Genomic DNA, 10239 nt, shown 5'->3' with positions numbered 1-10239 from the left:
TCAACCGAGTTCATCCAGACACCTTGCAAGTCATCCAGCCTCACAAGGGCTTTGACATCGAAGCAGCCCACAAGATTGTGGCGCTGATCGAGAAAAAGCAGGGATGGCAGCCGCAGAAGAAGGCCAGGTATCGCGTGGACGAAAATGATCAGGTTATCCGTAATGAGCCGAGGAAGAAGCAGCCGCCTTCCAGCAGAGCCCAAGATTTTGAAAATTTCACGGGCGAAAAATCGGCCCAGAGAATTGCCCAGCAGCGGGGCCGCAAAATCCTAGAGGAGGCCGGTTCATGGCAGGAATTGCATGAAGGCTTAAGAGAGGCGGGGCTGCGCTTTGAACGAAAAGGGTCCGGCGGCATTGTCTTTGTTGGCGACAAGGCTATAAAAGCCTCATCCATTGACCGCCGGTTCAGCTTGGCAAAGCTCTGCAAAAGGCTTGGGGACTTCATACCCGGCGATTACGCCGCTCCCATGACCAAGATTGAACCGGAGCCGGTCAGCAGAATAGCAGAGGATCAATGGAGGGAATACAGGAAAACGCGGCTTATAGATGCTGAACGCCGGAAAGTGCAAAAAGCCGAACTCCTGAAACAGAATGCGGCGGAGATTGCCGTATTCAAGGCCCAACAAAAAGAAAAGCGTGAAAGAGCCTACACTATCCTTGCGCCGCATGGCGAAGAATTTGTCAGCATAGCAAAGTTTTTCCTGCCATGCCAGCAAAGCCAGGAACTCATGGACGAGAGACGGAAACTGGCAAAAATGCCCAAAATGGCTTGTTGCCGATTCAAGGACTGGGTCCGAGAGCGCCACCCTTGGCTTGCGGACATATGGCGGTTACGGCGTACCCTCCAGCCAGGCACAAAGTATGGGCATTTTCCCGAAAGCTATTTTCCCAAAATCGGGAAATTGCAAAGGCCAGTCATTCCCTATCGAAAAATGGTAAAACGCCGCTACGCGGATATGAAAGTTGACGCATCAAGGCTGGAGGCGATGCTCGCCCTGCATTTGCGCTGTGCCGGGTATCTCCGCGAACAGGTTGAGGAAGAAATGCAAAGACACCCCCCCAACGCTCTCCAATCTGACTCCCTTGCGCCAAAACTTGACTATCTGCAACGGGTACTGGACTATGCCTATGGGGCACACGGTGACAGGGTTATCCTTGAAAGCCATTTAGATAAGTCGGCTGTGGAGCGGTGCAACAAGGAGGCGGAAGTTATAGAGTATTATTCTAACCATCCCAATCAAAAACCAACTCAAGAATTGGTTAATAGGCAATTTCGGAGAATGAAATAATTGAGTATTTATTTATAATTTAAGCTAAATCTTCATCAAGTAATGCTCATGATGAAACTATTATATAGTGAGCGAAAATAAATATGAGGGACTGAACCCATCAAGGGTATGCCAATGATTTGTCATTAAGTTTTTAAAAAATTATAGACCTTATAAAATAATAAGGGGCTGTCCTAACTAAGGTTAATGTTTAGCCTCTTTAACCCAGGAATTTAGCTGGGTTAATAGCTCCTTATGATTACCCCCATTGAAGCGCCATTCGCATTCTTTCAGGAACCAGTAAAAGTGTTCAGGCTTAATGCCGATGAACTTACGCAGATACCGTTTTGCCTGGTTCCAAAAATTTTCTCTCTCATTGACATGGTTTCCTTGTTTGGCAAATAACCTTGAATGGTCAATCCTGTGATGGTGGAAATCGCCTACATCCAACGCATTATATGCTCGGAACATGTCCGTGTAGACAATGCTATCAGCCTCGACGCGCTCCTCAATGATGGGCATCAGCGTTTCTGTTCGCGCATTGGGGATTATGGCCGTATAAAACTCCCGTTGCGCTTCAGTAATCCGAAAACCGCTATTTTCCCGGCCTCGCTTGCCTTTTCTCACTCCGCCAAAGTAGCTTTCATCGGCCTCAACTTCCCCTGACAAGCGATAACTCGGGAGATGCATGGCTATTAGACGACGGAGGCGCATGAAATACGAGGTGGCGATGTTGCGATTTACCCCCGCGATTTCTCCCGCAGCACGCGCGGTTGCGCCAGCAACGAAAAACTTTATAAGTTCAGCCTGTTGACGCGAATTTAACCGACTTCGGCGCTCGTACATATCCTATCCTAGCAATTTCTCCTTAGCTAGGACAGCCTCAAAAATTATAATTTCAAGTACAGATTCGGCCCCAACCATGAATCGGGTCATTAAAAATTATCCTGATTGTTAAAATTATGCTCAAATGCATGATATACCAGGGTCTACCGCAGTACCACGGTTTAAGCTACATACAGCGGTAGACCCATTGGTTGACCTCGGCTAACCTTCTCTCAATTTTTCAGTCGTCCTCTCGAACCTCGGATTATTGAGATTCCGCAATCCATCAAGGTAATCTGCATATTCCTGTACCATCTTTCGTCGCTCCGCAAGATATGAGCGCGGTGTGAGGATATTATAGGAAGCCCTCGTTTTATCCGTTTGGGCATGGGCGAGCTGAAACTCTATCCAGTCTTCTTTCATATACTGAAAGTTCGGGTGTTGATTGAGCGTGGTTGACGCCATGCCTCGGAACCCGTGAGTGCAGAAGCTGTTGCCTTCTTCTTTCGTGGAGGCATATCCGAGCCGTCGGATAGCCTGGAGAAGAGAAGCCGTTGAAATAGGCGCGTTATGATTTCTGGGGGAGGGAAAGACATATTTGTTAGCCCCAGAAAAAGGCCGTATTTCCAAAAATAGCTCCACGGCCTGACGAGGCAATGGCACAATATGGTCACGAGACATTTTCATTCTGGATGCGGGAATATACCATTCGGCGTCATTGAGATTGATCTCGGTCCATTCGGCTTCACAAATTTCGACAGGTCGGAGCATGACATACGGAGCCAATCGCAGAGCGACACTCGTCTGCAAGGTCCATCTACCCTTGGAGTTCTCAATGGCTTGCAACAATCGACTGATTTCATTTTCCGACATTTCCTTATATAAGTGGCGTTTGGCAATCGGCTTGGGCATTTCCCTACGATAGAGTGTTAATCGATTGATGATTATGGGATTTTCCAAAAAACCCATCAGGTCTGCGTACTCAAAGATTTTTATGAGGATAGAGCAGATACGTTGCGCCGTTTCACGGGCGCCGCGCTCAATGACGACCGACAATGCCTTGTCAATATGCATCATCGTGAGGTCATTAATGTCCACACTTCCAAAGGCCGGAATAATATTACCCGACAGCCGCTCTTTCTGGCGCTTTGCGTGAGCGTCATCCCATTCAGGCGTTTTTCTCTCAAGCCAAGCCATGGCGACGCTTTCAAAAGTTCGGGAATACACTTGGGACGATTGCTTCTTGGCCCGCTCCTTGGCCAAGTTGATACCGGCTTTCGCCTTTTCTTTCAGGTCTTCGGCCGATGCGCGGGCTTTGGCAAGCGTCAACTCCGGGTAGGAGCCTATGCGAACCTTCTGGCGCTTTCCTGCGGCATCGGAATAACGCAAGACCCATTTTTTCATCGGGGTGCCACCCTGGTTGACGGAAATCCACATTTCCAAGCCCGCACCGCAACGAATGACCTGCACCTCTCCTTTTACGGCCTTGGCGTTTCTGATGGTAAGCTCTAAAGACGGTGTTTTCGCAGCCATTTTCAAACTCCCGCAAGATGGCACCTTAAATGGTACCTTCTTCCAGTATATGGCACCTTTTTCGGGAAAAAGGTACCAAAAGTTTGCGGACTTCCTTGTCCCTGGCTGGATGTCGCTAGAGAAAGAAATCCCGAAAGTCCGCTGAATAGCTTGACTTCCGGGATTCAAATGGCTTTTGCCGGATGAACCGATGGTGGAGGCGGGGGGAGTCGAACCCCCGTCCGCGAATACTCCGCGCGAAGCGTCTACAGGCATAGATCAGGTTTGGATCTGACCGTGCTGGTGGCCCCTGATCAGGCGCAGCACGGCGGGCTCGCCGGTGACAATCTCGCGGAAAACCCCGGTGAACACCAGTTTCCGCCAGCCTGATGAGTGTCGCCCGGTGGGATTATCAGGCGTCCTCCCCCCGGACGTGACCGGCTATGCGGTCAGGTTGCCGCGCTGACTAGGCAGCGTAGGCGTAGTCGTAATCGTTGTTGGCAATTACTGTTTTGCCGCTTTTTACGAGGCCAGCGGCGCCTCGGCCTGCAACTCCGGTTTCCATATCCACGTCGAAACCAGTGCGCCCCCCGTGCGCTGCACAATAGGGACTTAATGCCCACCTGGCAAGCTCAGCGGACATAAAAATGTGAGAGCGACCCCTTGAGGCACATGTGGTAGCGGCCGAGCAAGGGCTCTTCGTCGCTGTCGGCGCCGGCCTCCATGGCCGCATGCGCGCGCCGGGCCACCGCGATGCCGTGGGTGAGCAGCGCTAGGCGCGCGAGCTCCCGAAAACGCTGGTGGAGTTGTGGCTGGCGGGAAAAGATGGCGCAGACCTTGTCCGCATCGTCATCCTCGCCCTCCACCACGAGCTTGCCCTCCGGCGAGAGGAAGATGTGCAGCCTGTGCTCCGGAGAAAATTTTTCTTTTTCAAACTGGCGCTCCAGCAGCGAAACAAAGGCTTCCTGCAGGGCGTCGAGCTGTTCTTCAAGTTCCGGGAGAAGTTCCGCGCTTTGGTTCATGAATTCCCGCAGGCGGGAGGTGGCGGAATCGGGAGAGGACGGGGGGAGGCTTTCGGGGATGGCGGAGCGGGCCTGGACGGTGAGCGGCGTATCGCTGTTTCTCAGGTGCACCATCTCCGCAAGGTGGTTCCGGCTTTCGGTATTCACAACATCCTCCAGGGCAGGTATCGCATGGGGGTTTGCCCTCCGGGTGCCCGGAAACCCAGCTTGAGCGCGGGGCGGCCGAATTTTCCGCGGGGTGGCAACGCCCGGGAGAAAGCAAAAGCAGTGCCAAAAATGCGTTTGGATTTCCCTCGGCAGAAAATTTCTAGAAAATATCGTGAAAAAATGGAGGAAAGTGCTTGAAACCGTGCTTCAGAGCCCTCGCAGAGAGATCGGAAGTGAGGGCTTCGGCGTCTTTTTGACAGGGGAGGGTAGTCGGATCTTGCCGGGGGGCACCTCTGGCGGGCAAAAATTTCCAGTCGCCGGCAGGTGGGGTCACTCAAGAAGGGAATGCGCCACAGCCTCGCCCTGGGTGCCGCCGCCGGCCATACGGGCGAGCTCCTGGCGGCGCCCCTCCGCATCCAGGGGCGCACAGAGGGTATAGGTGGCCGCATCGCGCACCACCTTGCTGATCTGGAAGTGCCGCTGCGCGCGGGCGGCGAGCTGCGGCCAGTGGGTAATGAGCAGCATCTGGTGGCTGCCGGCGAGGGCCACCAGCCTGTCCGCCAGCTTGTTGAGGGTCATGCCGCCCACGCCCGCATCCACCTCATCAAAAATATAGGTGGCATCTTCCTGGTCAGTACGCAACCCGGCCAGGGCCAGCAGGAAGCGGGAGAGCTCGCCGCCGGAGGCGATGCGGTCGAGCGGCTGCGCCGGCTGGCCAGGATTGGGCGCCCAGAGCAGGCGCCCGCGCTCGTCGTTGATGCCGGGCCAGAGCTCATGGGGAGTGAATTCCGGGATGACTCGCGTCCCCTCGGAAAAGCCGAGCCCGCGCAACTGCTCTTCCAGATCTTTTGCCAGCTTGCCAGCCGCCTCGCGGCGCAGGGGCACGATACGCGCCACAAGGGTGCCCAGCTCCTCCACAAGCAGGGCCTCTTCCTTCTTCAGACGCGAAAGATCCAGCGAGCAGACATCGAGGAAGGAAAGGTTTTCAACGATCTCTTCGCGCAGGGAGAGGATTTCGGGGAGGGTCCGCTTCAGCCTGCGCTTGAGCTGTGCCAGGAGGAAGAGGCGTTCCTCCACCTTGTCGAGGTCCACGTCAGTGTCGACTGCGGGCTGGCGGCGCAGCTCCCCGGAGAGGTGCGAAAGCTCCTGGCGCAAGGCGGCCGCAGCCTCGGCTGCGGCTTCGGAGCGGTCATCGCCCTCGCGGCCCATGCGCTGGGCGAGGCGCTCGAATTCCGCCAGCAGGTCAAGCAGGCCCGGGCCGTCCTCGCCATGCAGGAGGAGCAGGGCGCGTTCCCCATCCTCGCGCCTTGCCTCGGCGTCGCGCGCCTGGGCGCGCTGGGCCTCAAGCCGCTCCTCCTCGCCCTCCTGCGGCGCCACCTTGTCGATCTCCTGCTGCTGCATTTCCAGAAGGTCGCGGCGTTCGGCAAGGCCCTCCTGCCGGGCGCGAAGGGCGTCCCGTTCCTCCGCGAGGGCGCGCAGCTGCGCGACGAGTCTGTCCCGCTCCTCAAGCAGGGCTGGCTCCGGGAAGGCATCTTCAAACAACCGCGCCTGGAAGGCCGGCTGGAGGAGCTTCTGCTGCGCGTGCTGGCTCGTATGGCTCACGAGGCGGCTGCGCAGTTCGCGCAGGCTCTCCTGCGAGCTCAGGGCATCATTGATATAGAGTCGGCTGCGGCCGCTTTCCGCCACCAGTTCGCGCCGCAACACCAAGTCCCCGTCTTCCAGCGCGAAAAGCGCCTCCACCTGCGCGCGCTCCGCGCCCGGGCGCACCATGTCCGCGCCGAGCTTGTCGCCCAGCAGGAAGCCCAGGGCCTTGAGGATGAAACTTTTCCCGGCGCCGGTCTCGCCCGTGAGCACATTGATGCCGCTGGCGAATTCCAGCTCCATGTCCTCAATGAGGGCCAGGTTGCGGATGCGCAGATATTCCAGCATAGGTCCACCTGAAAATGCGTTGCCAAGGGCTGAAAGGGGTCCGAGCGGCGTCTGTCTATTGAGAGAGCCGCGGGTCCAGCAGGTCGCGCAGGCTTTCGCCCACCAGGTTGTAGCCCAGCACCGTGAGCAGGATGGCGAGGCCCGGATAGACGGAAAGCCAGGGCGCCGTCTCGATGGTGGCCTTGCCCTCCATGAGCATGTTGCCCCAGCTGGGCATGGGCGGCTGCACGCCAAGGCCGAGAAAGCTCAGGCTCGACTCCACGAGGATGGCGCCAGCGATGCCGAGGGTGGCCGTGATGAGCACCGGCGCCAGCGCATTGGGCAGGATATGTCGCAGCAGGATATGCGGCGTGGAGGTGCCGGCAAGGCGCGCCGCGGCCACAAATTCGCGCTCGCGCAGGCTCAGGGTCTCGGCGCGCACCAACCGGCACACGCCCATCCATGAGGTCAGGCCGATGACGATCATGATATTGGTAAGGCTCGGCTCCAGAAAGGCAATGACCGCAAGGATGAGAAAAAAGGAGGGGAAGCAGAGCATGATGTCCACGAGGCGCATGACGGCTTCGTCTACCCAGCGGCGGAAATAGCCGCTGATGAGGCCGAGCGTGGTGCCGATGCTCACGGAGATGCCCACAGCCACGAAGCCCACCCACAGCGAGACGCGGCCGCCATAAAGCAGGCGCGAGAGAATGTCGCGCCCAAGGCGGTCCGTGCCGAGCCAGAATTCCGCCGAAGGCGCCTCAAGCACATGGTCGAGGTGTTCGGCATCGGGAGGATAGGGCGCGAGCCATGGCGCGCCGAGCGCGGCGAGCGACATGAAGAGCACGATGCCGAGCCCGAGGGCCAGCATGCCATTGCGCCCGAGAAAGCGGCGCACGGTCGCGCACATCATTTGCCGCCTCCGCTGCGGATGCGGGGGTCGGCGAGGCCGTAGAAAAGGTCAGCCAGAAGATTGCCCGCCAGCGTGAGCACAGCGCCGAGCACGAGGTTGCCCATGATCATGGTGTAGTCGCGGGCCATGACCGCGCTGTAAAAAAGCTGCCCGAGGCCGGGCAGGGCGAAGATGGACTCGATGATGACGCTGCCGCCGATGAGGCCGGGCACGGAAAGCCCGAGGAGGGTGATGACGGGCAAAAGCGCGTTCCGCAGGGCATGGCGCAGGATGACCTGGCGCGGCGAGAGGCCCTTGGCCCGCGCGGTGAGGATATAGTCCTGCCGGAGCACCTCCAGCATGCAGGCCCGCATGTAGCGGGACATGCCCGCGAGCGAACCCACGGTATACACCGTGATGGGCAGCACCAGATGGCGCGCGAGGTCGCAAAACTTGCCCCAGGGACTCAGGCGCGCATAATCCATGGAGGTGAGCCCGGAAATGGGCAGCCACTGGAGGTCGATGCCGAACCAGAGCATGAGCAGCAGCGCCAGCCAGAAGGAGGGCATGGCAAAGCCCAGGAAGACGAGCACAGTGACCGCGCGGTCGAGCAGGGAATTGCGCCGGCATGCGGAGAGGATGCCCACGGGGATGGCGATGAGTAGGGTGAGCACCAGCGAAATGGCGTTCATGGAGACGGTCAGCGGCAGGCGCTCGAAAATCTTGTCGAGCACCGGGCGCGCGTCCGCGGACATGGAATTGCCGAAATCGCCGTGCAACAGCCGGCCGAGCCAGTCGAAATACTGGACGTGCAGGGGCTTGTCGAGGCCGTAGAGCGCCTCGAGCTGCTGGCGTGCGGCCGCGCCGGCCAGCGGGTTGAGCGTGGTCTCCATATCCGTGGGCGAGCCAGGCGCCAGGTGGATGACCCAAAAGGAAATGAGCGTGATGCCCCAGAGCACGAGGAGCATCCAGAGCAGTTTTCTCCCCAGCCGCAAGAGAGCGGCAAAAAGCGGCGTGCCGGGGAGCATCGCCGGGGTGAGGGCAGGGGAGAGCGGTCCGTTCATGCGGCGGTCAGGGGGCATCCACGCGGGGAGCGCGGGCACCCGTTCAAGCGGTGCGCGTCATCCATTGGGCCATGTCGGCCACTTCCTTTGGCCATTGCGGCGAGAGCCGCAGCTTGAGGAAGCGCGCGTAGAGGCCGTCCAGAAGCGCCAAGCAGGTTTCCATGAGGTAGATCTTTTCAAGGAGCAGGGCGTCCGGCTCGTCATCGGCGTCGCCCTTGTCGAGCTTGGGGGTGCGCAGGCTGCTGATGGAAAAATCCTCGGCCCGGAGGGTGAACTGGAAGGCCATGTCGTCTTTTTCAAAGCGGATGAGTGCCCGGGTGACCTTTTTGCCGGTGCCGAGCCCGAAGCGCGCCTCGCGCAGGGGCGAGAGCGAGCCCGAGACCGAGGCCGTCTCGCGCGCCTCGCCCTCGCCGCCGGCCACCACGATGCGCTGCTCCATGGAGACGGCGAAGGGCTGGCCGTGGATATCGGTAAAGGCGCCGGGCGCGGTATCGCTCTGGTACCAGAGCCAGGTGAGAAATTCCTGCCCGAGGATGGCGTCGGTCGAATCGGAGGACGGCAAACTCATCATCTCCCCCTATGCGTCCAGAGACGCGAATTGCGTGGCCTCCAGCCGGTCAAGGCGGAGCAGGGCGTCCTCGTCGAGCATGCCGACGGCCAGGGTGTAGGGCGTCAGCTGGTCAAGGCGCAGGTCGAAGGTCTGGAGGAATTCTTCCATAAAAAGGTCGATCATGCCGCTCTGGGTGGAGGCGAACCAGACCTCGTTTTTCTCGAGGAGCCAGATGACATTGAACTCGCCCGGCACCGGCAAAAAGCGCTGCCGCAGCCGGAGCAGCACCTGCTCCTTGATCTCCTTTTTCCGCTCGCGCGAAATAAAGGTCTTGCCGCGGGCGCGCAGCTCTTCCTTTTCCGCCCGCAGGGCGATGGCCAGATGCTTGCGGATGACGCCGGCCGGGATCTTGCGATTGTCCACCCGGAGCGAAAAGACGAAGTAGTTGCCTTTTTGTGCGGGGGCTTCGCTCCATGCGGTATCGAGAAAGTCCTCAAAGCTGACCCAGCCCTGGGCGTGCATTTCCGGCAGGTCGTCGATATCGACGATGGCATGCTTGCGCAGCCGGTCGGGAACTTCGCGGAGGAGTTCATCTGTCACCGGGTCAAGGATGCGAAAACGGGTGAAACTTACGCTGGCGTTGGCAAAACCCATGGGTCTTCCTTCAGGGGGATTCCTTAATAAAGAGGAGGCAAGATGGCATCGTTCACCGCCGGGCTCTCAGGCAGCCCCAGGCCGGTCATTTTCCGGCGCCATACGTGCGCGACACGAGCCCCGCAAAATATCTTTTGCTGGTGGCAAGCCGTGCGCCTGTTGTACGTCAGAGGCTTGCCGACGGCAAGGGGCGCTCGAGGAGTGCAGCGGAGAGAAACGAACTGATGTGGGGCGGGGCAACAGAGCGTCCTCTTCAGCCATTTTTCTATTTGTCCCATAATGATAATTATGTAAACTAATAATGCTGAAAAACCTTTATCCGGCCGTAGCCCTTGACGCGCGCCGGCGCTTCGAGCAGCATGGCGCCAGTCTTCCCAGGAATCCTCATAAAGTTCTC

The 10239-nt window shown here is 58.3% G+C and carries 9 protein-coding genes and 1 other RNA gene; 1 reads left to right on the top strand and 9 read right to left on the bottom strand.

What is annotated here, in order from left to right; genetic code table 11:
• The coding region (locus HDR50_RS08090; protein WP_291357617.1) for a relaxase/mobilization nuclease domain-containing protein at positions 1-1289 on the top strand (1289 nt) is incomplete at its 5' end.
• Positions 1290-1472: 183 nt separating this feature from the next.
• On the opposite strand, the gene HDR50_RS08085 is transcribed toward HDR50_RS08090, so the two are convergent.
• The 9 genes from HDR50_RS08085 to rdgC form a co-directional block, all read right to left on the bottom strand.
• The gene (locus tag HDR50_RS08085) at positions 1473-2114 is read right to left on the bottom strand and encodes an IS1595 family transposase (RefSeq protein WP_291357615.1); all 642 of its coding nucleotides are present in this window, start codon (positions 2112-2114) and stop codon (positions 1473-1475) included.
• 201 nt (positions 2115-2315) lie between these two features.
• Positions 2316-3626 (bottom strand): tyrosine-type recombinase/integrase, encoded by a 1311-nt coding sequence (locus HDR50_RS08080; RefSeq protein ID WP_291357613.1) that lies wholly within the window; start codon positions 3624-3626, stop codon positions 2316-2318.
• 191 nt (positions 3627-3817) lie between these two features.
• Positions 3818-4196, bottom strand: a transfer-messenger RNA (tmRNA) gene (ssrA, locus tag HDR50_RS08075).
• 41 nt (positions 4197-4237) lie between these two features.
• The gene (locus tag HDR50_RS08070; protein WP_291357611.1) at positions 4238-4774 is read right to left on the bottom strand and encodes a hypothetical protein; all 537 of its coding nucleotides are present in this window, start codon (positions 4772-4774) and stop codon (positions 4238-4240) included.
• Between the two features lie 330 nt (positions 4775-5104).
• Entirely contained in the window at positions 5105-6703 is a 1599-nt protein-coding gene (locus tag HDR50_RS08065; protein WP_291357609.1) for an AAA family ATPase, read from the bottom strand.
• A 55-nt stretch (positions 6704-6758) separates the two neighbouring features.
• Positions 6759-7595 carry an ABC transporter permease gene (locus HDR50_RS08060; RefSeq protein ID WP_291357607.1) on the bottom strand — a complete coding sequence of 279 codons (837 nt, stop codon included), beginning with the start codon at positions 7593-7595 and terminating at the stop codon, positions 6759-6761.
• Positions 7592-8602 (bottom strand): ABC transporter permease, encoded by a 1011-nt coding sequence (locus tag HDR50_RS08055; protein ID WP_291357631.1) that lies wholly within the window; start codon positions 8600-8602, stop codon positions 7592-7594. The genes HDR50_RS08060 and HDR50_RS08055 overlap by 4 nt, the downstream gene beginning before the upstream one ends.
• A gap of 79 nt (positions 8603-8681) precedes the next feature.
• Positions 8682-9206 carry a hypothetical protein gene (locus HDR50_RS08050; protein ID WP_291357605.1) on the bottom strand — a complete coding sequence of 175 codons (525 nt, stop codon included), beginning with the start codon at positions 9204-9206 and terminating at the stop codon, positions 8682-8684.
• A 9-nt stretch (positions 9207-9215) separates the two neighbouring features.
• Positions 9216-9842 (bottom strand): recombination-associated protein RdgC, encoded by a 627-nt coding sequence (rdgC, locus tag HDR50_RS08045; protein WP_291357603.1) that lies wholly within the window; start codon positions 9840-9842, stop codon positions 9216-9218.
• Positions 9843-10239 lie beyond the last annotated feature (397 nt).

Origin of the sequence: Desulfovibrio sp., from assembly GCF_014803725.1 — a bacterium.
In the GTDB taxonomy this organism is placed as follows: Bacteria; Desulfobacterota; Desulfovibrionia; order Desulfovibrionales; family Desulfovibrionaceae; genus Desulfovibrio.
The sequence above is the reverse complement of the archived record's forward strand: the minus strand, read 5'-3'. Positions and strand labels throughout refer to the sequence as shown.

What these genes read in the sequence shown, in the direction of transcription:
- HDR50_RS08080 (WP_291357613.1), bottom strand. Translation starts at nt 3,626, where the DNA reads ATGGCTGCGAAAACACCGTCTTTAGAGCTTACCATCAGAAACGCCAAG.
- HDR50_RS08050 (WP_291357605.1), bottom strand. Translation starts at nt 9,206, where the DNA reads ATGAGTTTGCCGTCCTCCGATTCGACCGACGCCATCCTCGGGCAGGAA.
- HDR50_RS08085 (WP_291357615.1), bottom strand. Translation starts at nt 2,114, where the DNA reads ATGTACGAGCGCCGAAGTCGGTTAAATTCGCGTCAACAGGCTGAACTT.
- rdgC (WP_291357603.1), bottom strand. Translation starts at nt 9,842, where the DNA reads ATGGGTTTTGCCAACGCCAGCGTAAGTTTCACCCGTTTTCGCATCCTT.
- HDR50_RS08065 (WP_291357609.1), bottom strand. Translation starts at nt 6,703, where the DNA reads ATGCTGGAATATCTGCGCATCCGCAACCTGGCCCTCATTGAGGACATG.
- HDR50_RS08060 (WP_291357607.1), bottom strand. Translation starts at nt 7,595, where the DNA reads ATGATGTGCGCGACCGTGCGCCGCTTTCTCGGGCGCAATGGCATGCTG.
- HDR50_RS08055 (WP_291357631.1), bottom strand. Translation starts at nt 8,602, where the DNA reads ATGCTCCCCGGCACGCCGCTTTTTGCCGCTCTCTTGCGGCTGGGGAGA.